General features: G+C 24.9%; 19 protein-coding genes and 3 tRNA genes. 4 read left to right on the top strand and 18 right to left on the bottom strand.

Translation table 11 applies throughout. The features are described 5' to 3' along the window. Window positions 1–95: 95 nt before the first annotated feature. From H0H73_RS00245 to H0H73_RS00235, 3 genes are read left to right on the top strand one after another with little or no spacing between them, the layout of a single operon-like run. Window positions 96–773: an ABC transporter ATP-binding protein gene (locus H0H73_RS00245; RefSeq protein WP_185852192.1), complete on the top strand. Its 678-nt coding sequence runs from the start codon at window positions 96–98 to the stop codon at window positions 771–773. A gap of 9 nt (window positions 774–782) precedes the next feature. Continuing rightward, window positions 783–1,475 carry an alpha/beta hydrolase gene (locus tag H0H73_RS00240; protein WP_185852191.1) on the top strand — a complete coding sequence of 231 codons (693 nt, stop codon included), beginning with the start codon at window positions 783–785 and terminating at the stop codon, window positions 1,473–1,475. Beyond that, window positions 1,468–2,016: a hypothetical protein gene (locus H0H73_RS00235; RefSeq protein WP_185852190.1), complete on the top strand. Its 549-nt coding sequence runs from the start codon at window positions 1,468–1,470 to the stop codon at window positions 2,014–2,016. Before H0H73_RS00240 ends, H0H73_RS00235 begins: the two co-directional genes overlap by 8 nt. 2 nt (window positions 2,017–2,018) lie before the next feature. Here H0H73_RS00235 and H0H73_RS00230 read toward each other — a convergent pair whose 3' ends face one another. From H0H73_RS00230 to H0H73_RS00170, 13 genes are all read right to left on the bottom strand, one after another. Continuing rightward, window positions 2,019–3,158 (bottom strand): type 1 periplasmic-binding domain-containing protein, encoded by a 1,140-nt coding sequence (locus tag H0H73_RS00230; RefSeq protein WP_185852189.1) that lies wholly within the window; start codon window positions 3,156–3,158, stop codon window positions 2,019–2,021. 39 nt (window positions 3,159–3,197) lie between these two features. Further along, the gene (gene odhB, locus H0H73_RS00225; protein WP_185852188.1) at window positions 3,198–4,427 is read right to left on the bottom strand and encodes a 2-oxoglutarate dehydrogenase complex dihydrolipoyllysine-residue succinyltransferase; all 1,230 of its coding nucleotides are present in this window, start codon (window positions 4,425–4,427) and stop codon (window positions 3,198–3,200) included. Window positions 4,428–4,469: 42 nt separating this feature from the next. Beyond that, window positions 4,470–7,193 (bottom strand): 2-oxoglutarate dehydrogenase E1 component, encoded by a 2,724-nt coding sequence (locus H0H73_RS00220; protein WP_185852187.1) that lies wholly within the window; start codon window positions 7,191–7,193, stop codon window positions 4,470–4,472. A 41-nt stretch (window positions 7,194–7,234) separates the two neighbouring features. After that, a complete protein-coding gene (gene alaS, locus H0H73_RS00215) occupies window positions 7,235–9,919 on the bottom strand; it encodes an alanine--tRNA ligase (RefSeq protein WP_185852186.1) in 2,685 nt (894 codons plus the stop codon). Between the two features lie 29 nt (window positions 9,920–9,948). Further along, window positions 9,949–10,761, bottom strand: coding sequence for a lysophospholipid acyltransferase family protein (locus tag H0H73_RS00210; protein ID WP_185852185.1), 813 nt, complete (start codon window positions 10,759–10,761; stop codon window positions 9,949–9,951). Next, a complete protein-coding gene (ccsA, locus tag H0H73_RS00205; RefSeq protein WP_185852184.1) occupies window positions 10,758–13,916 on the bottom strand; it encodes a cytochrome c biogenesis protein in 3,159 nt (1,052 codons plus the stop codon). The genes H0H73_RS00210 and ccsA overlap by 4 nt, the downstream gene beginning before the upstream one ends. A 46-nt stretch (window positions 13,917–13,962) precedes the next feature. Then, the gene (locus H0H73_RS00200) at window positions 13,963–14,733 is read right to left on the bottom strand and encodes an MBL fold metallo-hydrolase (protein ID WP_185852183.1); all 771 of its coding nucleotides are present in this window, start codon (window positions 14,731–14,733) and stop codon (window positions 13,963–13,965) included. Beyond that, window positions 14,730–15,716, bottom strand: coding sequence for a recombinase RecA (gene recA / locus H0H73_RS00195; protein ID WP_185852182.1), 987 nt, complete (start codon window positions 15,714–15,716; stop codon window positions 14,730–14,732). The genes H0H73_RS00200 and recA overlap by 4 nt, the downstream gene beginning before the upstream one ends. Before the next feature lie 80 nt (window positions 15,717–15,796). Beyond that, window positions 15,797–16,894, bottom strand: coding sequence for a lytic transglycosylase domain-containing protein (locus H0H73_RS00190; protein WP_185852181.1), 1,098 nt, complete (start codon window positions 16,892–16,894; stop codon window positions 15,797–15,799). Between the two features lie 79 nt (window positions 16,895–16,973). Further along, entirely contained in the window at window positions 16,974–17,174 is a 201-nt protein-coding gene (locus H0H73_RS00185; protein ID WP_185852180.1) for a Sec-independent protein translocase subunit TatA/TatB, read from the bottom strand. A gap of 48 nt (window positions 17,175–17,222) precedes the next feature. After that, complete coding sequence (locus H0H73_RS00180) at window positions 17,223–18,245, bottom strand: sugar phosphate nucleotidyltransferase (protein ID WP_185852179.1); 1,023 nt, start codon at window positions 18,243–18,245, stop codon at window positions 17,223–17,225. A gap of 11 nt (window positions 18,246–18,256) precedes the next feature. Next, complete coding sequence (locus H0H73_RS00175) at window positions 18,257–18,628, bottom strand: dCTP deaminase/dUTPase family protein (protein WP_185852178.1); 372 nt, start codon at window positions 18,626–18,628, stop codon at window positions 18,257–18,259. Window positions 18,629–18,637: 9 nt separating this feature from the next. After that, entirely contained in the window at window positions 18,638–20,098 is a 1,461-nt protein-coding gene (locus H0H73_RS00170) for a lipopolysaccharide biosynthesis protein (protein ID WP_394798678.1), read from the bottom strand. A gap of 117 nt (window positions 20,099–20,215) precedes the next feature. Between H0H73_RS00170 and clpP the strand changes: the two genes are divergently transcribed. Further along, the gene (clpP, locus tag H0H73_RS00165; RefSeq protein WP_185852176.1) at window positions 20,216–20,887 is read left to right on the top strand and encodes an ATP-dependent Clp endopeptidase proteolytic subunit ClpP; all 672 of its coding nucleotides are present in this window, start codon (window positions 20,216–20,218) and stop codon (window positions 20,885–20,887) included. Here clpP and H0H73_RS00160 read toward each other — a convergent pair. From H0H73_RS00160 to H0H73_RS00140, 5 genes are all read right to left on the bottom strand, one after another. Beyond that, window positions 20,885–20,958 (bottom strand) — tRNA-Arg (locus H0H73_RS00160). The genes clpP and H0H73_RS00160 overlap by 3 nt on opposite strands. A gap of 23 nt (window positions 20,959–20,981) precedes the next feature. Then, window positions 20,982–21,056, bottom strand: a tRNA-Pro gene (locus tag H0H73_RS00155). A gap of 4 nt (window positions 21,057–21,060) precedes the next feature. Then, window positions 21,061–21,145: transfer RNA gene (locus H0H73_RS00150), tRNA-Ser, on the bottom strand. 62 nt (window positions 21,146–21,207) lie between these two features. Beyond that, window positions 21,208–23,238, bottom strand: coding sequence for an HD family phosphohydrolase (locus H0H73_RS00145; RefSeq protein WP_185852175.1), 2,031 nt, complete (start codon window positions 23,236–23,238; stop codon window positions 21,208–21,210). A 129-nt stretch (window positions 23,239–23,367) separates the two neighbouring features. Next, the gene (locus tag H0H73_RS00140; RefSeq protein ID WP_185852174.1) at window positions 23,368–23,886 is read right to left on the bottom strand and encodes an Lrp/AsnC family transcriptional regulator; all 519 of its coding nucleotides are present in this window, start codon (window positions 23,884–23,886) and stop codon (window positions 23,368–23,370) included. Window positions 23,887–23,906: the final 20 nt, after the last annotated feature.

Genomic DNA, 23,906 nt, shown 5'->3' with positions numbered 1-23,906 from the left:
AAATAATTTTAAAAGTAAATTTAAACGAAAATTCGTTTACTTTTGAAACGATTTTTTTAGCGTTATAATAAGGATAATTTTAAATTTACGAAAAAATGATTCAGGCTGAAAATATTTACAAATCTTTTGGAAAAGATGAAGTTTTAAAAGGAGTAAATATCATGGTAAAAGAAGGAAGTATAGTGTGCATTTTAGGAGAGTCTGGTGCAGGAAAAAGTACTTTACTACATATTTTAGGAACTTTAGAAAAACCGACTATAAATAAAAAAATAAAAACTATTTTAAAAATAAATAAAAAAGAAATATTATCTCTTACAGATAAAGAACTCTCTATTTTAAGAAATCAAAAAATAGGTTTTATATTTCAAACTCCTCAACTTTTTCCTGAATTTACTGTATTAGAAAATATTTGTTTGCCAGGTTTTATTAACAAAAAAAATAAAAAATATGTGAAAGAAAAAGCTATAAACTTATTAAATAAATTAAACTTATCTAAATATGAAAATTCAAAAGTAGAAGAATTATCTGGAGGACAAAAACAAAAGTTATCTGTAGCAAGGGCTTTAATTAATGATCCAAAAATAATTTTTGCAGATGAACCTTCTGGAAATTTGGATTCAAAAAATGCAGAAAAATTACATAATTTTTTTGCTTTACTTAATCATCAATTCAAACAAACTTTTTTAATTGTCACTCATAATCTACAATTAGCAGATATGGCTGATGAAAAACTAAAAATAGAAAATGGAACAGTATACAAGATTGATAAATAAAAATATTTTATGCTTTTAAAAAATCAACTTTCTATTAAACATATTATAAAAAAATCCATAAGTGGAAATGAAAACACCCTATTTTTAATGATTCACGGATATGGAAGTAATGAAAAAGATCTTTTTTCTTTTACAAAGAATCTTCCAGAAGATTTCTTTATAATTAGCATTCAAGGTCTTTATTCTATCGGAACAGATAAATACTCTTGGTATGATATAGATTTTGATAATGAAAAAAAATTTATTAATATAATACAGGCTAAAAAAACTATTGAAAAAATATCATTCTTTATCCATGAAGCCATAAAAGAGTATCAATTGAAACAAAATCCAATATGGATATGTGGGTTTAGTCAAGGTGCTATTTTAAGCTACGCTATCGCACTAAAAAATTCTGATAAAATAAAAAAAGTAATCGCTTTAAGTGGATATTTAGAAAATAGTATTTTGCCAAAAAAAATAAATTATTATACTGATTTAGAATTTTTTATATCTCATGGTAAATATGATCCCATAATACCTGTGAATTGGGTAAAAAAAGGATTAAAATTTTTAAAACAAAAGAAAATATTTTCTTTATTTTATAAAGAATATGACTCTGGACATACTTTAAATAATATAAATTATCAAGATCTTATCCATTGGATTAAAGAAAAACATATTTATTCTGATGTTAAGAATAAAAATTTTAATCATGAGTAAATATTCAAAAATAGGATTATTTCTATTTCTTTTATTGACCTCTATTTTTTCATTCTTTCACAAGAATTATATATATGGATATATTCTACTTTTACTAAGTTTGGTCCCTGTTTTTTTGATCTTTAGGAATGAATTTTTATTATTAGCCTTTCTTAAAATACGGAAAAAAGACACGAAAGGATTAAAAAAATATTTAGAATACGTTAAGAGTCCTAAATTACAGTTAACTAAAAATCAAATGGCTTATTATTATTTTTTGAATGGAATTTTGTATTCAGAAAAAAATATTTTTCAATCAGAACATTATATGCAAAAGGCTTTAGATTCAGGACTAAAATTTAAACAAAATATAGCTATTGCTAAACTAAACTTGGCAATAGCGGCCCTATCAAAAGGAAATAAAAAAAGAGCTGAATTTTTGCTGTTAGAAGCAAAAAAAATGGATATCTCCGGTTTATTACATGATCAAATTCAAATCATAAAAATACAAATGAAAAGAATAGGAAATATAAATAGACCTGATCCTTATGGGAGAAAATAAATTTAATGTAAACGAATAATCCATAATCCTCTGTTGATATATCCTCCTTTATCAGATATTTTTTCATATTTATATTTGCTAACCAATCCTGAAAAAGGTTTTTTATCTATGATTTTAAATAAATTGTTATTTTCAATCAATCGACACAATATATCATAAGATAAATCAAATCCCAATAATTGGTATTTGTTTAAATGATATCCAAGTTTTTTTCTCATAAAAAAAAACATTTTCCTTTTAGTCTCATCATTTTTGTTAAAATGATACTTAGTTGTAAATAAAAATTTATATTCTTTTAAGAAGGAAATATTTTCATAATAAACACTATTGTAACCTATCCCAAAAGGGATAATTTTTTTTTTAGAAAATCCTTTGATAAATTCAATAAATTTTTTTCCTAAAAAAGGATTCCCTCCTAAAAAAACTGCAAAAAAAGGCATATCGTTTACAACATTAAAAAAATTGTTTTTCAAATAAAAAACTTGAAAATGAGGATTACATTGTAACAATTTTTTCTTTATGAAATTTATTATTTTTTTTCCTGGATCTTCTCCTAACAGATATAAAGTTTTTATTTTTTCTTTTTGGTGAATAATTTTAATTTCCTCTAAAATAGGTTCTATTAGATAAATATTTTTTGCTTCAGCTTGAACAATATTAGGATAAAAATTTAAATAGTCAGAAGAAATAAAAGGAGAAATAATAGGTATTTTCTTATTATTTTTAGCAATTTCTTCTAAAGAAGAACGAAAAAAAGGACCTATAATAACATGTATTTTTGATAAGTCATATGACTCTATAAAGTTAGCTATTCTTTTTTTTTCATTTTTAGTATCAAAAATTTTAATATTTATTTTTTGTTGTTTTTTATTTTTAATAAGAAAATCAATAGCTGTTTTCGCCCCAAGATAAAAGGACAAAGCATGATCACTTAATTCTTTACTTTCTTGATTTAGTTTAGTAGAACTAAAAAATAAAGGTAACATAAAAATTATGTTAACAGGTTTTGGTTTTGTAAGATATGATTTATCTTCTTTTTTTTTTATTATGATTTTTATTTTATTATTAGATTCTTGTTTTTCTACTCCTTTTAATAAAAAAATAAAAGAAAAAGAAAGAAGAATAAAAAAAATTTTTTTCATATTTTATTTTAAACCTTGAACAAACCTTATGTCTTTATATTACAATTCTAATATTTTATAAATATTTTCTTCATTTCCTCCCATCAAGAATTTTATAGGATTTTCTATGGTTTCTTTTACAGATACTAGAAATCCTACAGATTCTCTTCCATCAATGATTCTATGATCATAAGATAAAGCTAAATACATCATAGGACGTATTTCCACGGCCCCATCAACCACTACAGCTCTTTCTATAATTTTATGCATTCCTAATATAGCGCTTTGTGGTGGATTTATAATCGGAGTGGACAACATAGATCCAAAAATACCTCCATTAGTAATAGTAAAAGTACCTCCTGTCATCTCATCAATAGATATTGTTCCACTATGAACTCGTGTTGACAATTTATATATTTCTTGTTCTATTCCACGAAATGATAAATGTTCTGCATTTCTAATTACTGGAACCATTAATCCTTTAGGTCCAGATATAGCAATACTAATATCATAATATTCAAAATTAATTTTTTGTTCTCCACTAATCATCGCATTTATATCTGGATAAAGTTTCAAAGCCCTGACACAAGACATAGTGAAAAAAGACATAAAACCCAAATTCACTCCATGTTTTTCCTTAAAGAGATCTTTATATTTTCTTCTAATAAGAAAAATTTCTAGCATATCTACTTCATTAAATGTGGTAAGAGAAGCAATTTGATTTTTTGCATAAACCAATCTTTCAGAAAGTTTCCTTCTTAGAGAAGAAAGAGGTGTGCTTGTTTTTGATCTATAAATCGGTTTATCCATACTAGTAGTAGAAAAAAAATAAGTTTCATTTTTTTCATTCTCTAAATGAGAAATACAATCTTTTTTCGTAATTCTACCGTGTTTTCCAGTCCCTTGAATAGATTCTATAGAAATATTTTTTTCTTTCAAAATTTTTTTTGAAGCTGGAGAAGGTATTTTAAGGTTTAAAGGAGATATTTTTTCAAAATTATCTTTTTTTTCGTGAACATAAACAATTTTTTCTTTATGTTTTTTCGTCTCTTTTTTAGAGGGATCAATAATACATAAAATATCTCCAACTCGTACTCTTTCTCCTTTTTTTACCATTATGTTTATTATTCCATCAGATTCTGCAGTAATTTCTAAAGTTGCTTTATCTGAATCTATTTCTGCTATTGTTTGACCTTTATTAACATAATCTCCATTTTTTACGAACCATGTGGATACTTCTACCTCTGTAATTGATTCTCCTGGAGAAGGAACTTTTACCTGTATTATCATAATTTAAATTTTAAATAAATTTTATTATAATTTAAATTTTAATTAAAGAAAAGCTTTTTTTAATATTTTATTTTGAATTCTTAAGAAGTCAGGATAAGATCCTGTAGACGGGCTAGAACTTTCAGATGGAGCTATTAAATTGAATGGGATAAAATTTCCTAATTTTCTTAAAATAAAACTCCATAATCCCATATTTTCTGGTTCTTCTTGTACCCAAAAAATTTCTTTTTTATTTTCATATTTGTCTAGAAGCTTCTTGATTGTTTCCATTTTTAATGGATAAATTTGTTCTATACGAATTAATGCAGTTTTTTCATCTTGAATGTATTCTTTCTTATTTAGTAATTCATAATAGACTTTACCAGAACAAAAAATTAATTTTGTAATTTTTTTTACGTCTTTCACATAAGGATCATCCAATATTTCCTGAAATATTCCTGTAGCAAGATCTTCTATTGTAGATAAACACTTCGTATTTCTAAGCAAACTTTTAGGAGTAAAGATTATAAGAGGTTTTCGATATTTTAATTTCATTTGTCTTCTTATAAGATGATAAAAATTAGCAGGAGTAGTACAATTAACTACAAATAAATTATTATTAGCACAAAGTTGTAAATAACGTTCAATACGAGCAGAAGAATGTTCTGGACCTTGGCCCTCATATCCATGAGGCAACAATAATACAATTCCATTTCTAATTTTCCATTTATTTTCTCCGGAAGAAATATATTGATCTATTATGATTTGTCCCCCATTTACAAAATCTCCAAACTGAGCCTCCCACAAAGTTAAAACATGAGGAGAATACATAGCATATCCATAATCAAACCCCAAAACTCCATATTCTGAAAGAGGAGAATTAAAAATTTGTATTTTTCCTTGTTTTGTACATATTTGATTAAGAAGAATAATTTCTTCCTCTTCTTCTGTTTTAACAACAGCATGACGTTGAGAAAAAGTCCCTCTTGCTACATCTTCTCCTGATAAACGAATATGAATTCCTTCATACAAAAGAGTTCCATAAGCTAACAATTCAGCCATACTCCAATCCACTAATTCTTTTCTAATCATTTCTAATCTTTGTTGAAAAATAAATTTCGTTTTTTTAAAGAATTTTTTCTCTTTTGGAAGAGAAAAAATTTGATTAGATATTTTTATTATTTTTTCGGCAGAAAATCGTGTATCTACTTTTTTAAAAATTGTTTCATTATCAGATACTATAGGAAAATTTTTCCACTCTTCTTCTAAAAATGAATTCAATACGTTCCATTTAATATTATTTGCTTCGTGATATTTTACGTTAAGAATATTTTCATATTCTTTTTCCATATTTTTTATATCATTATTATCAATAATTTTTTCTTTTTCCAATTTTTTTTTGTATAAATTGTAAGAGTTAGGATGTTTGTAAATTTCTTTATATAAAGAAGGTTGAGTGAATCGAGGTTCGTCTCCTTCATTATGTCCATATTTTCTATATCCCAATAAATCTATAAAAATGTCTTCATGATAACGCATTCTAAAGTCTATAGCAAAATAAATAGCTCGAATAACAGATTCCACATCATCTGCGTTAACATGTAATACTGGTAACATAAGAGTTTTGGCTATATCAGTACAGTATATACTAGAGCGACCTTCAGTATAATTAGTAGTAAACCCTATTTGATTATTAATTACAATATGAATAGTTCCCCCCGTTTGATATCCTTTTAATTGAGATAATTGCAGAACTTCATATACAATCCCTTGACCGGACAATGCAGCATCTCCATGAATTAAAATAGGAAGAATTTTTTCCGAATTACTATTTTGATTATATAGAATATCTATTTTAGCACGTGTAATTCCTTCTACAATAGCATCTACAGATTCTAAATGAGAAGGATTAGGAACCAAGTTCATTTTTATATATCGACCTTTACGAGTCTTTTTTATTTTTGAAAATCCTAAATGATACTTAACATCACCAGAAAAAGTTTTTTCTTTATATTCTTTTCCTTGAAACTCACTAAATACTTGAGAATAATTTTTGTGAAAAAAATTAGAAAGTATATTTAAACGACCTCTATGTGACATTCCAATTATAAAATCTTCAGTAAGATATCTATCGGATGTATATTCTATCATTTCTTCCAATGCAGGTAACGTGGACTCATTTCCTTCTATAGAAAATCTTTTTTGACCTACGAATTTGGTATGAATAAAATTTTCAAATGTCACTGCTTGATTTAATTTTTTCAAAAAAAATTTTTTTTCTTCAGAAGAAAATTGCAATTTTTCTTTGTGGAACCATTTTTCAATCCATTGAATTTTTTCAGGATCCGAAATATACATATATTCTATTCCTATAGATCCACAATATATTTTTTTTAGTTGATTAATTATATTTCTTAATGATGTTTTTCCTGCACCTATTAATTTTCCAACTTCAAAATATGTATCTAATTCTTTTTCCGATAATCCAAAATTTTTCAAATCTAAAAAAGGAATATGTTTTCTTCTCTTACGTATGGGATTTGTTTTCGTGAAAAAATGTCCTCTTTTTCTATAAGCATGAATCAAATTATATACGAAAAATTCTTTTTGGATAATATCATTATCTGACTTTATGATATTTTTATAGTTTTCTTTTCCAAAATCAAATCCATTAAAAAATGCACTCCAACTTGATTCTATTGAATTAGGATTTTCTTTATATTTATTATATAAAAATTCTATATTTTTAAAATGAATGGCATTTAGAAAAGAATATCTATCATTCATATACTGTTTTTTACTTCAAATTTAAACATTTTAAATATCTATCAAAGTTTATTATTTTTTTTTATTTGTAAATGATTTTGATATGCTATTGCATCTTTTAAAACTAAATTCAATCCATTCTTATTAGTCCCCATAGCTGTAGAAAAAGAAGAGTTCCCCCAATATTTCCCGTGTATATTAGGGGCCATTTCACATATTATTTTATGAGCATGAAGATCATGATTTTTAATAACAAAATCAGAAATAGATATAAAAATAATTACTTTTTCATTTTTCACAAATCCTATAATCATAAATAAATTATGAATTTCACGTTTTAAATCTAAGACAATTTTTCTCATAATATCTATTTCTTTTTCTTGATAAGCATCAATGTCACATATGTATTTTATATTTATAGAAGATAGATGTATTATTTTAGAAAAATATTCTTGTTTTAATATTCTGATTTTCTGTAAATTAATATTTGATATTTCTTGTTTTAATTTTTCATTAGAATTCTGCAAAGTTGAAAAACTTTTTATAGGAGACTCTGTACATTTCATCATTTTTTTTAAAGATAAATACTCATTACGAATAGATTTCAAATGTTGAATTGCTCTTTTCGAAGTTAGAGCCTTAATTCTACGTATTCCATGCGAAACAGAAGATTCTGATAATATATCGAAAACTTGAATTAATCCAGTACGTTTAACATGTGTTCCAATGCATAACTCAGAAGACCCTCCAAAGGTAACAACTCGAACTTCTTGTTGATATTTATTTTCAAATATTTCACTAAAAGAAGCATTTTTTTTAGCTTCTTGTAAAGAATTAAACGTTTTTTCTTTTAATAAAAGATCAGAAAAAATTAATTCTTGAACTAAATTTTCTATCTGATGCAACTCTTGAATAGTTATTTTTTTATAATGAGAAAAATCAAATCTTAGATAATCGTTTCCTACATAAGAACCTTTTTGCTGAATATGATCTCCTAGAATTTGTTTCAAAGCGAAATGTAATAAATGAGTAGAAGTATGATTTTTTTCTATTTCTATTCTTCTATTTTGATTGACTATAGCCTTAAAAGAAGAAAAAACATCTAAAGGTAATTTTTGAACACAATGTATAATAATCGAATTTTCTCTTTTAGTATCAAAAACGTCAATTTTTTCAACTTTGTTTTTTAAAATTCCTGTATCTCCTAGTTGTCCTCCACCTTCAGGATAAAAAGGAGTTTTATAAAAAACTAATTCATAATAATGTATTTTACTTAATTTATTTTCTATTTTTCTATATTTTAATATAATAACATTACATTCTGTTAAATCATATCCTACAAAATTTGAACTTTTATGAAAGTTATTATGTACTTTTATCCAGTCTTTTTTTATGATTGAATTGTTTTCTTTTTTAGATCTTTCTTTTTGTTCTAACAATTTTTTCCTAAATGATTTTTCATTAATGGACAAATTATTTTTTTCAACCAATATTTTAGATAATTTCATGGGAAAACCATAAGTATCATATAATTGAAAAATTTTTTCTCCATCAATAATTTTTTCTTTTTTTTCTTTATATCTTGTAATTATATGTTGAATTTTTTTACTTCCTTTTTCAATAACATTGAAAAAAGAGAGTTCTTCTTCTTTAATAATATCTTCTATGTGTTTTTTTTTATTTTCTAATTCTGGAAAAAAGTCTTTCATACCTCCCATCACTAAAGAATCTACAAATTTATAAATAAAAGGTTCCTTTTTATATAGAAAACGAGTGGCATAAATAATGGCTCTTCTGAGTATTCTTCTTATCACATAACCTGCTCCACTATTGGATGGTAATTGGCCATCTAAAATAGAAAAAACAATAGCTCTTAAATGATCTACTATAATCCTTATAGATACTTTTTGATGAAAATTTTCTGAATTATAAATATTTCCTAAATAATCTTTTATATCTTGAATAATAGGATAAAAAATATCAGTTTCATAACTAGAAATTTTTCCTTGCAAAACCATACATAATCTTTCTAATCCCATACCTGTATCTACATGCTTTGTTAAAAGTTTTTCCAATGTTCTATCTGATTTACGTATATATTCTATAAAAACAAGATTCCAAATTTCTATTACTTCAGGATGTTTTTTATTTATAAGGTATTTTCCAGGTAATATTTTTTTTTCTTTTTCGTTTCGTAAATCTATATGAATCTCTGAACAAGGCCCACAAGGCCCTGTTAATCCCATTTCCCAAAAATTTTCCTTTTTTCCAAAAAAGAGAATATTATTTTCGTTAATTAAAGTTTTCCAATATCTAAAAGTTTCCTTATCCATGGATAATTCATCTTTTTTATCTCCAACAAAAACAGATACATAAATATTTTGATTAGGAATATTATATACTTTAATTAATAATTCCCAAGCCCATTCTATAGCTTCTTTTCTTGAATAATCTCCGAAAGACCAATTTCCTAACATTTCGAACATAGTATGATGATAATTGTCATATCCTACGTTTTCTAAATCATTGTGTTTTCCAGTTATTCTAAGACATTTTTGAATATTTGCTATTCTCGTGTATTTAGGGATTACATGTCCTAAAAAATAGTCTTTAAAAGGGTTCATTCCTGCATTAACAAAAAAAAGTGTGGGATCATTTCTTGAATAAATAGGAAAAGAAGGAATGATTTTATGTCTTTTTTTTTGAAAAAAACTGAGAAAAGTATCCTTTATCAACTTATATTTCATTACTATTTTATTTAAAAAACATTTATGTATTATGTTGTATTTATAAATTCTCCTCTATATTTATATTTAGGAGATTGTTCGATAGCATCCATAATTTTTTCCATGATAGAATCTGTTGTATCTTTTTCAAGATCTAATTGAATAGGTTCTTTAAATTTCATTTTTTGTAAAACTCCTTTTTTTTTAATGCGAATTCCTTTTTTATCATAAGCTTTTTTAAATCCATCTATTACAATGGGAACAACAATAGGACTGTACTTTCTTATCACGTGTACTATTCCTCTTCGGCCAGGAGCAAAAGCTTGAGTAGTTCCTTGTGGAAATGTAATTAACCAACCATCATTAAGAGCAATTCCCATACGAGTAATTTCAGATAACATATCTAAGGAACGATTAGTTTGTTTTTTTCTTTCTATCCAAGTTCTTTTTACAGTAATCCCTCCTGAATAAGTAAATAGTTTCGTTAAAAAACCTCGATTCATAGTTTCTTTAGCCGCCACATAATATAAATTAACTTTAGGATTTAAAAGATAAATAGGATTTCTAATACTATTAACAAAACCATTTTTCACGCTACAAAATACATGAAACATAGCAAAAACATCTGCAAAATAAGTTTGATGATTGGATACAAAAAGAACTTTTTTATCAGGTAAATCTTTTATATATTCAGTCCCTTCCAAATGCAACTGATTGAATCCATTATAACGATTATAAGAAATACAACCAAAAGTAAAAATTAAAAAACGTTTTATAAAATGAAAATTTCCAAATGCATCTCTGAACAAAGAGCTTTTTTTTTCCCTTAAATATTTTTTAAAAAAATACGAATGAAAATTCACTGTTTATTTATATTAATTTTTTTGTAAAATCTAAATGAATAATAAGATAAAATAGTGATAATTAACAAAATCAACAAACTATAATATATACACCAAGGAACAGAAGTAGGATTTCCTTTTGCATAAGAATGCAACCCTGATAAATAATAATTTACTCCAAAATAAGTCATTAAAATAGAACTTATTGATAATATACTGGATAAATTAAAAATAAATATATTTCTTAAATATGGAACTAAGCGAAGATGCAATACAAAAGCATAAATCATTATGCTAATTAATGCCCAAGTTTCCTTAGGGTCCCAACTCCAATAACGTCCCCAACTATTATTTGCCCAAACAGAACCTAAAAAAGTTCCTATGGTTAATAAAAAAAGTCCTATTGTCAAACATATTTCATTAATAATAGTCAATTTTTCAATATGAACATGAATCATTTCGCTATAATTACGAAAACACACCTTTAATATAAAAAAAAGTAATACTATAAATCCCAAAAATGCTCCTGTTAAAAAGAAACCATAACTTGATGTAATTGTAGCTACATGTATAATTAACCAATGAGACTTTAAAACTGGCACCAAATTGGTTATTTCTGGATCCATAGCATTTCCATGTGCTATCATTAGTAAAATGGAAGAGACTAAAGTTGTAATTCCTGAAACAAATTGATTTTTATAGAATAATAAACCTATTCCGATTAAACACCAACTAATGAAAATAGCAGATTCATATCCATTAGTCCATGGAGCATGTCCAGAAATATACCATCTAGAAATTAAACCAAAAAAATTAAAAATAAATAGAACAAATAAAATGAAAACAAATATTTTAGAAAAAAAATACATGTATTTTTTTTCTAAAAAAATTATAGAAAAAGAATTTATCATAATAATTACTCCAAAGAAAGCATAAAGAAAAGATAATACATAAAATATATTTAATTTATTATAAATAATTTCTGCAGATATTTTACTTGCCGATGGTAAAATTGATTTTCCATACTTACGTTGATACAGTCGTATTTTTTGAACTTCATTATCAGAAATATTCCAATTTTTTTCATTTTGAGAAAATGATAAAGATTTAAGATAATTATTAAACATAGATAACCCTAAAGGGTTTAACTTATTTGAATCTGAAATCCAACTGGACCAAGTATGATTGATATCATGAGGTATAGGAAAAATACGAATATACTTTCCTTGAAAAATTTCATGTATTATTCCTACACGTTCGATAAGATTCAGTATCGCTTTATCATATTCATTTCTTTGAATAGGGTCTTTAGAGAAGGATCGTTCATAATCTTCTTGTAGAACAAACTTAAGTTTTGAAGTTCTTGAATCTATAAAATATAAATCCATAAGAGAAACATAATATTGTTGATTTGCTTTTATTTTGTCTAAAAATTTATCTCCTCCTTTCTTATCAACTTTAATAAAAGGAATTTTTGTCCAAAATATATTATCTTGATGGATAGATATAAACCATTGGTTAGCATCTAAACTTACTATAGAATCTTTTTTATGTATTTTTCTAAGTAATTCAATAGCAATTGTATTAATAGGTTTAATTCTTCCTTTATTATCTTGTACTAATAAACGTCCAAAATTGTCACTATGTTTTTTAGGAATATGAATAGCATCGAAAACGCTTTCTAAGGGAATTTTTTTGAATTCGTGTATTTGAGAAAACACAAAATTATGTACACTTGCGCCTGAAAAAATAAAAAACAATATTAAACAATTTCTATATGACAAGTATTTTAGTTTTTTTTTAAGATAACTAAATCGAGTTCCTTTCCAAAATAAAGTAATAAACATTCCTATAGTCATAAAAATATAACCTATATAGGAAAAGTATGTACCTAAATAATCATTATTAACAGAAAAATGAGTCCCTTTTCCATCTGGATCATATCCAGATTGAAAGAATCGAAATCCTTTATAGTTCAAAACATTATTCATATAAATCAAATAGTTTTTTTTCTTATATTGATCTATTAATGTTACATAACTCATAAAAGTAGATGGAAATTCAGAACCTGGATAATTTTCTACTTTAAATTTTCTTAATTTTAAAAAAAAAGGAAGATGACGAAAAATAGATCCATATCCAATAGATATTTTATAATCCTTAAAAAATAAAGGATCACTCATATTTAATGCATTTTTTCCACCTAAAAATGTTACTAATTTGGATTGATTTTGGAAAAATATTATTGCCGTAATAGCGCTAAACTTATTATTCTCTTCCTCCCCATTACATGATTGTACATATTTTAACTTTCCTTTTACTACTCCATCAGGTATAACCCATTGCATGACTTCATTATTTTTATCAATTTTAACTTGATATAAACATCTTTTGTTCAGTAATATATCATGATTTTTTAATAAAAAATTTATTTTCTGATTTACCATGTTAATGCTTTTACCAGAAAAAGATGATTTTATATAAAGTTTATTATTTTTTTCAAAAATTATAATCCCAAAAGGGATTTTTTTATTAAAAGAAAATAAGATACCATTTACATTGATAATATTTCCATTTTTTACAAAATGCTCTGTTCTTTCTCTTTGATTTGTGGAAATTATTTTTATAACTTTTTCTTCATGTTTTTCTTTTGATAAAATAATTTTTGCACATGGGACATAATCTATAACTTTTATTTTCAAAGGATTTTCTTGAAAAAAAAATTTTCCTTTATATCTATTGTGACAAGAAGAAAAAATATAAGGATCATGATAAAATTTAGTGGAAGAACCTTGAGTGATTTTTAATTTTACGTAATTTTTTCTAGAAAGAATCTTTCCATTTATTTCTCCCTCTCTTATAGACATTGTTCCTTCAAAACTGGAATACCTAGAGAAAATTCCACCAATAAAAATGAATATAAATGAAAAATGAAAGATGAACAAAGGGAACTTATTATAATTCCATAATTTATATTTCCATATATTTCCTATTAGATTGACTATGGTCAATAGCATGACAACTTCAAACCAGGTGGATTCATAAATAAATATTTTTGCTACATCTGTAGAATATTTTTTTTCTATAAAAGTAGCTATTGCCATAGATGATGCTAACAATAAAAATAAGAAAGAGGTGATTCTTGTGGAAAAAAGGATATTTTTTAATCTTTGCATTTACTTATTTGTGTTGTATTCTTACATGAAAAATTGTAATTTTTATTTATTCACATATAATTAATCTATCATAAGCTAGATATACATTTTTAGGCAATTTTTTTTCAATTTCTTCGTGAAATCCAAATGTATGACTAATATGTGTCAAATAAGTTTTTAGAGGACGAATTTTTTGAATGATATTCAAAGTTTCAGAAAGCATAAAAGGAAAAGTATTTTTTTCTATTTGTCTTAGTATATTTAACACCAAAATATTGATTCCTTTTAATTCTTGTATTGTTTGAATAGGAACGCTGCTAGCATCTGTGATATACGCAAAATTTTCTATACGAAAGCCTAAAATAGGAAGATGTCCATGCCATATAGACAAAGGAAAAATTTTGTAATTTTCTACGAAAAAAAATTTCGTATAATTATCTAATTCATGGACAGAAACTTTTGAAACATTTGATTTTTTATTTTCCGAAAATATATAAAAAAATCTTTTTTTTAAATTTTCTATAACTCTACGTAAACCATAAATAGGAATAGGTTTATTCATATTATAATTCATTGGTCTTATATCGTCTAATCCTCCTATATGATCTTGATGTTCATGTGTGATAAAAATAGCATTCAATTTTTTATAATTACTTCTTAGCATTTGATAACGAAAATCTGGTCCACAATCTATCAAAAAATTTGTTTTATTTTTTTCAATTAGAATAGAACTTCTAAGTCTTTTATCTTTTGAATTTTTAGATAAACATACCGGATGTTTAGATCCAATTACAGGAATACCCTGAGAAGTTCCAGTTCCCAAAAAAGTAATTTTCATATATTTTTATATATATTTTTTTGTATTTCAGTTATGATATTTTCTCTTCCTTTTAAAAATTCTCTTACAGAATCTCTTCCCTGACCTAATTTAATATCTCTATAGCTAAACCAAGATGCATTTTTTTTAATAATCCCTAAATCGACACCTATATCCAAAATTTCTCCTATTTTTGAAATTCCTTCTCCGTATATAATGTCAAATTCAGCACTTCTAAAAGGAGGAGATAACTTATTTTTCACTACTTTTACTCTTGTCCTGTTTCCTAGTATTTTTTCTCCGTTTTTGATTTGATTTCCTCTACGTATGTCTAATCGTATTGAGGAATAAAATTTTAAAGCATTCCCTCCTGTTGTTACTTCTGGGTTTCCGTAAATTCCTATTTTTTCTCTTAATTGATTAATAAATATCAGTATGCTTTTAGATTTTCCTATACTAGAAGTTAGCTTTCTCAAAGCTTGAGACATTAATCTTGCTTGTAATCCTATTTTAGAGTCTCCCATTTCTCCTTCTATTTCACTTTTAGGGGTTAAAGCCGCTACAGAATCTACAACGATTAGATCAATAACACTAGATCTAATTAAATTATCCACAATTTCAAGTGCTTGTTCTCCATTATCTGGTTGAGATATTATTAATTCTTTTATATTTACTCCTATTTTTTGAGCATAAACACGATCAAAAGCATGTTCTGCATCTATGAAACTAGCAAAACCTCCTAATTTTTGAGATTGAGTTATAGCATGTAAAGCTAAAGTAGTTTTTCCGGAAGATTCCGGTCCAAATATTTCAATAATACGACCTTTTGGATACCCTTTTATACCTAAAGCAATATCTAAACTTAAAGATCCAGAAGAAATAATTTCTAAATTTTCTAAATGAGAATCTCCCATTTGCATCACAGTTCCTTTTCCATATATTTTATCCATTTTTTCCAAAACGAGTTGTAAGGATTTTCTTTTTTTTTCAATTTTTTCGTTCATAATTTTGAAAATAAACTTTTATTCAAAAAATTAATTTTACTCATAATACATAATATGTTTCCATTATTTAGGTCTAATAGTTAACTATTTTGTTTTTTTTTTGAAAAAAATCCTTCTTTACTTTTAAAAAGTAAAATCTTATTTTTTGGTAGTCTTAATTTATAACCAATAGGAATAAGATCGACAAGATATTGCGGATTAAGAATCCTTAAATCTTGATAAGGTATATTAAGATTATCAGCAAAAAATTTCACTGAAATTTTTTCTTTCATAGAAATTAATACAGTTTCTTTATATTTATACTTGTAAGGATAAAAATGGGGTGTAGAAATATTATGTTCTTTATAATAATTCATTACATAATTTATAGCAATAAATCTTGGAATATAATTCTGAGTTTCTTTTGGAAAAAATTCCCATAATTTCCAAAAATCTTTCATATTTTTATTACGTTGCAATATTTTATCTACAGTTCCTGGCCCTGCATTGTAAGCCGCTAAAACCAATTCCCAATTTCCTATTTTTTTATATAGAAATCTAAAATATCGGCAAGCTGCTTCTGTGGATTTAATCGGATCATTTCTTTCATCATAAATATTATTAATATTAAGATTATATATTTTTCCAGTTTCAGGCATGAATTGCCAAATACCTTTCGCTCCCGCCTTGGAAGTAGCAAGTGGATTTAAATTTGACTCTATAATGGCTAAATATTTTATTTCTTTTGGAAGACGATAATTTTCAAGTTTTTCTTCAAACATAGGAAAATAGAAATCTGATAATGAAATGATTTTTCCTATATATTTACTCATACGAAGATAACTCTCAACAGAAGCATGTACAATGCTATTGTATTTTAGTATTTTAATTTGAGATTTCTGATTCAGAAAATTTAGTCTTAGTCTTAATTCTTCGGGGGTTATATTGATAAAAACAATATTTTTTTTATTATTATGAGATAACTTTTTTCCAGATAAAAATTTTTTCTTTCCTTCTAACATTTTTTTCCATAATTTTTCTATATATATGTTATTCAAATTTAATTTTGGATTATAAACATTTTTATGAAAGTTGATTACATTTCTTTGTTCTAAGAATGGTTTTGATACAGATTGTATTACCATACTTTTTAATATGAACAAAGAAAACATAATATTTTTTATCGTTGTCGTTCCCATTATTTATTAGTTTGATTTATTTCTAAAATTTTAGAAAAAAAAGTACTAATAAACAAACATAAAATGAAAGAAAAATTTTTTATTTCTCAGGTTTTGAATCTTCTTCTTCAGTTTCAGAAGCTTTTTTGAATTCTTTCAACCCCGTTCCCAATCCTTTCATTAATTCTGGAATTTTTTTACCTCCAAATAATAAAAGTGCAAGAATGACAATAACCACAATTTCTGTGGTCCCAAAAGTCCCAAGTAGTATAGAAAAAATAAAAATGAAATCTATGTACATGGAATTTTTGATCAAATATAAAAAAAATAAAAATAATGAATTTTTGATTTACTTGAAAACAGAATAATCACTTAAATTTACCTTTTTCGATTTTTCTCCTATATATATAGAGTGACTTCCTATTATTGAATAATTTAAATTTGCGTGTTGAACTGTTGTATAATCTTGAATTATAGATTTTTTGATATTGCTATTTTTTATTTTTGTGTATTTTCCAATTGAAACGTAAGGACCTATAATACTGTTTTCAATATTTGTATTTTCTTCTATTGAACATGGTTTTATAATTAAACTATTTTTAATAAAAACTTTTTTATGAATTAATTCCGAATTTTTGGATTCTCTGGATAAAATTTTTGAATTTGAATAAATAGTTCTTTTTTTATTTCCAAAATCCATCCATTCTTTAACTTGTTTACTAGTAAATTTTTCTCCTTTTTTTCTCATATTTTCTAAAACACATGTTAACTGGTATTCTTTTTTATTTTTGATATTATCATCTAACATAGATTGTAATTCTTTTTTTAAAAGAAAACTATTTTTAAAATAATAAAGTCCTACAATTGCAATATTTGATACATAATTATTTGGTTTTTCTATAAAATGAGTAATAATACCAGAAGAATCACATTTTACAATGCCAAATAAATGAGGGTTTTTAACTTTTTTTGTCCATATAATGTTGTCTGCTTGATGAGTAATTTCTTGATCAAAAGAATTATGATAGAATAATGAATCAGAAAAAGCAACAATAATTGGTTCTCCTGTTAAAGAGTTTTTAGCTTTTAACAATGCATCTGCAGTTCCAAGAGGAATGATTTGATAATATATAACAGGATTAACACTCATATCATGAGATAGTTTTATTAATTTTTTTTCGATTGTATTTCCAAAGTTTCCTATAATAAAAACAATTTCTTGAATGGAAAAAACTTTAATAAGTTTGGATAAACTTTCCACTAACCTTCTCAAAATTGTTTTTCCTGCAATAGATATCAGTGGTTTAGGGGTATTTAATGTATGAGGAAGAAGACGTGATCCTTTTCCCGCCATAGGTATTATAATTTTCATATCATTTTTTTTTATATTCCAGTGCTTCCAAAACTATTACTTCCTCTCATACTTAAATTTAAAATAGAACATTTTTTCCATTTTATTTCAACATCTTTAACAAGATCTAAGATCACTAATCTGTCATTAGGTTCAATCATTATTTTTTTAAAAAAAACGTTAATCACAATTATTTGAATCTCTTTATAAAAAGTATATTTTTTATTTTCAGTTAGATGAACTATACAAATAGATTCTATAAATTTTTTTATCAAAAGAAAAGAGCATTTAGGTTTTTTCGAAATTTTAATAAAAACACCTGTCGAAATCAATTTTCTTTCCAAAAAATTAATGGAAATAGATCTTTTGATATTAGCGATTAAAGTTAATTGATAGACTCGCAAAATTTACTTTTATTTGATTAAATGAATCAATCTTTTTTTTTCTAAAAAAAAAATAATTATTAAATATAAAAATTGTAAAATTAAGCTTAATTCCATTTTTTTTTTGATCATAAAAACGATAAAAAGTGCAAATAAAAAATGTATGATAATATTTCTGATTTTTTTATCACAAAATTGAAAAAATTGTTTTTTCCCCCAAATATATAAAACTATTAGCATAGCTCCATAAGACGTCAAAGTTCCCCAAGCAGGAATCATAAAACTATTATCAGAGATTAAAATAAAAATACTATTAAATAAAAAAGTGATGAATACCCCGATTAAGGAGATATAAGTTCCAATAATAGGTTTATCTATAATTTTATAAAATATGGATAAATTAGTGTAAACACCCAAAAAAAGATTTCCCATCATTATTATAGGAATAATAGGTATAGCAATATGGTATTTTTTATCAATTAAAAATTTCATAAATATGTTAACATTTCCACATACTAATACATAAAAAATTAATCCAAATAAAATAAATATATAAGTGATTTCTTCATAAAAATATGTAGCATCGGAATCCTTAGATTTTTTAAAAAAAAAAGGTTCAATTCCTAATCTAAATATTCTAATATATAGACTCATGAAAGACGCTATTTTATAACAAGCAGAATAAGATCCATTAATTTCATCTGAAATCCATCTTTTAATCAAAATTTTATCCAAATTCTCATTAATGGAAAAAGCTATAGTTCCTAGCATAATAGGAACACCATAATTTAACATATTCATAGCAAGAATTTTATTAAATTTTTTTATAGTTACTTTCTTTAAAAGAATAGGAAGTATTAAAAATAAATTACCTAAAGAAGAGATCATATTTGCAAAAAATATATAACCTATTTTATCTGTAAAAGAATTAATCCATTTAAAAACAAAAAAAAAGCAATTTTGTTTATCATAAACATTATCATAACAAAAAAATAAATATATTATTAGAAATGATTGTATCAGAATATTTATAATATTTATTGCAGAATACTGTAAAGGTTTGTCATTTGCACGAAGCCAAGCCATAGGAAGAATACAAATTGTATCGAAAAATATAATTAAAAAAAACATGAAAAAATATTCTGGGTGATTATGATATCCAGCCATGGAAGATAAATATTTTATTAAATGTATAGAGATTATCAAAAAAAAAGAACTAATCAACAATTGTGTTATAACTCCCGTTGAAAAAACAATTTCTTTATCACAATTTTTTTTATATAAAAATCTAAAATAGGTATTTTCTAATCCAAAAGAAAGAAATGCTATAGCTATAAAAGCTAATGCATACATATCTGTATAAAGTGAAAATTCTTCTCGTTTAAAAAATACAGTAAAGAATCTTAAAAAAGCATAATTAATGATTCTAGGAAATATGAATCCTATAGAGTAGATAACTGTTTGTATTGCTAATTTTTTGTACAAAGTCAATACTTTTTAAGTATTAAAAGTTTCTAATTTCTACATTTTTTTTATGCATGTATAAATTTTTTTGCAAAATGTTACATATAAGAAAGTAACTTTGATAAAATTTTCAACATAAAAAAAATGGATTATCATAAAAAATCAGAAGAATTTATGCTATATGCCATAAAACATAAGAGAATTAATAGTTTAACCATTAATGAATATATTAAGTTCATGACTCCTTATATTGTTGAAGAAAGAAAACTAAATGTCGCTCAAATGGATGTTTTTTCTCGTTTAATGATGGATAGGGTTATTTTTTTAGGAACTCCAATAGAAGATCAAGTGGCTAATATAGTACAAGCTCAGTTATTGTTTTTACAATCTGTAGATTCTACTAAGGATATACAAATATATATTAATTCTCCAGGAGGAGATGTCTATGCTGGATTAGGAATATATGATACAATGCAAATTGTAGAACCAGATATCGCTACTATTTGCACTGGAATGGCCGCATCTATGGCCGCTGTATTGCTTTGTGCAGGAGTAAAAAATAAAAGATCTGCATTAAAACATTCTAGAATTATGATTCATCAGCCTATAGGAGGGACACAAGGTCAAGCTTCAGATATTGAAATTACTGTTCGTGAGATTTTAAAGTTAAAGAAAGAGCTTTATGAGATTATATCAAAACATTCAGGGTTACCCATTGAAAAGATAGAAAAAGATTCAGATCGAGATTACTGGATGACTTCTATAGAGGCTAAAGAATACGGTATGATAGATGAAATCCTAGAAGGAAAAAAATGATCACGACAGGATTCGAACCTGTAACCTACTGCTTAGAAGGCAGTTGCTCTATCCATTTGAGCTACGTGATCCCACATAATCAGTTAAGTAAATATCGGGGTAGCAGGATTTGAACCTACGATCTCCTGGTCCCAAACCAGGCGCGATTACCAAACTTCGCTATACCCCGTTTGCGGAGAATGTGGGATTCGAACCCACGCGGTACTTTCATACCGACAGTTTAGCAAACTGTTCCGTTAACCACTCCGGCAACTCTCCAAAAAAATACAAATCTAAAATAGATCTATTAAATAACCAAATCATTCTTTATTTATATAAAATTAATAGTTAGGATATTCTATTCTAGTGTGATAAATATTTATTAATTTTTTTTTTAGGACTTGTTTAATTTTTTCTATTTCTTTTAAAGTAATGTCTGCATTGGAAAATTGATTTTCTATTTTTTGTTTTTTTATTATATTTTCTACTAAACTTTCCAAATCTTTAGAAGATGGGTTTTTAATGCTTTTTGAGGCTGCTTCTACAGAATCAGCTATCATTACAATAGCAGTTTCTTTAGAAAATGGTTTAGGACCAGAATATTGAAATTGTTTTTTGTCCACTTTTATATTGGGATATATTTTTTTTTGTTTTTCATAAAAAAAATAAACAATACTATTTCCATGATGAGTACGTATAAAATCAGTAACAGGATCAGGTAAATGATATTTTCTTGCAAGTTCAACGCCTATTGATACATGTTCTAAAATAATTTTTGCACTTTCTTTTGGACTTAATTTTTCATGAGGATTAATAATAATATTATATTGATTTTCAGTAAAAAATGTAGAATTTTGAATTTTTCCTATATCATGATAAATTGCACCTATTCTTACTAATAGAGAATTAGCTCCAATTGCGACAGCAGCTTCTTCTGCAAGATTTGCCACTGTTAGAACATGTTGTAGAGTCCCTGGAGCTTTTTGAGATAACAATCTTAATATAGGAGTATTGGGATCAGATAGTTCTAATAATGAAATATCTGAAGTTAAATTTAGTAATTTTTCAAAAAGAAATATTAATGGATGAACAAATAAAGTTAAGAGTCCACTAAAAAAAAATAAAGACAAAGTATACCAAGAAATTTTTTCTAAAGACCCTTCGCGAATTAAAGTGAGTAAAATAAAAGTAATAACATAAGTAATGATTATTTTTGATACAGCAATAAAAAGATTTGCCATTTTGCAAATATTTTTTTTTGTTAACATTACTAAAAAACCTGCAGTGATTTGAAGAAAAATAAATTCAAAACTATTTGGTGTAATTAAGGATAATAATAAAATTGTTATTAAATGAATAAAAATACTCAAATTAAAATTGAAGAAAGCTTGTATACTTATGGGAAGTATACAAAAGGGAATTATATATAATATTTTAGAATGATATCTTAAAATTGTAATGGTAATTAATGATACTAATAATATATTTATAATTAAAAAATTAACTTCTCTGTTATTATGAAATGTTTTTTTTTCAAAGTGAAAAATATATAATATAAATAGAGTAAATATCATACTGATTATGAAAAAATATCCTGTAACAAGACAATAATATTTTTTTTTATTCCATATTTTACTCTCATATTCTTTTTTGAAATGGGATAATATTTCAAATTTATTTTTATCGATAATCTCATTATTATTAATAATATTATCTCCTTTTATAAAGGAATATTTAATTTTTTTTATAGATTGGATTTTTTTTTGAAAAAAAAAATCAGTGTAATATTGGCTATAAAAAAAATTGGGTACAATGATTTTTCTTAGAATTTTTTTTAAAATCCTTACATGATAACTTTTATTTCTAAAATTATTTTCAATAATATTATTAACTTTACTATGATTAAAAATTTTATTGTATAAAATTGGAATCCACTTTTTGTTTTTCTTTAAAAAGAATATGTGAGTTTTATTTTCTTTTGTGAAATTATCATAATTTTCTATATATCCATATTTATATATCGTATGAATTGTTTTATTTACAATGTTATTGTAACGTTTGTTTCTTCGTATAAATGAAATTTTTTTTATTTTTTTCTTTATATTTTTTACTATTTTTTCATTTTTAATACAAAATATTTCTTGATTTTTTTTTAATTCTTTAATTTCTAAATCTATATCTTTACTATTTTTTAGAATTAAAAAATTAAATGGAGAAAATAAATCTCCGTGAGACCATGTTTTCCCTGAAAATTTATATTTAAAAATCTCTTTTTTTGGGAAAAAAAATGTCAATAATAAGATTGCAATAATTAAAACTAGAATTCTATATGCAATAGTTTTATTATTATAAAACTTGAAGAAGTTAGCCATTACCTAAAAAATTGAAGCTTCTGCAATTTTTTGGGAAGGATGAATTTTTTTTTCTTTTTTAAAGAATAAGTTTCATATTGAAATGATGGAAAATTATAATAATAATTCTCAATTGTTATATTATTATAATCATGTTTTTTTTTTATAAGATGTTTGATGTTTTTGTAATATGTTGGATAACAATCTATTTTCATCATTTATACTTTCTTCTAAACAAATAGTAGACTCTGTCCTGAGTACCCCTTTTATTTCTCCTATTTTAGATATAACATCTCTTGCATCTGAAGGGTCTCTAGCAATAATTCTACAAAACAGATTATATTTTCCTGAAGTGATATATAGTTGTACTATATTTGGAATTTTTTTTAATTCTTCTTTTACTAATTTAGATTCACGAGAATCCGATAATATACCTACAAAAGCTATTAAATGAAACCCTAATGACTCATATCCTATAATTAAGGTGCTCCCCTTAATAATTCCTGCATCTTCTAATTTTTTTACTCGGACATGAACTGTTCCAACAGATAATGGTTTAATTTCTTTACTGATTTGTTTACTGATTTCAGTATAGGGAGTTCTAGCATTTATGTTTAATTTTCTGACAATAGTATTGTCGATTTCGTCTGTATTATATCTTAGAATCATTGTTTTATATTTTTATTTTG

This window comes from Blattabacterium cuenoti, from assembly GCF_014251335.1.
GTDB lineage: Bacteria > Bacteroidota > Bacteroidia > Flavobacteriales > Blattabacteriaceae > Blattabacterium > Blattabacterium cuenoti_G.
The sequence above is the reverse complement of the archived record's forward strand: the minus strand, read 5'-3'. Positions and strand labels throughout refer to the sequence as shown.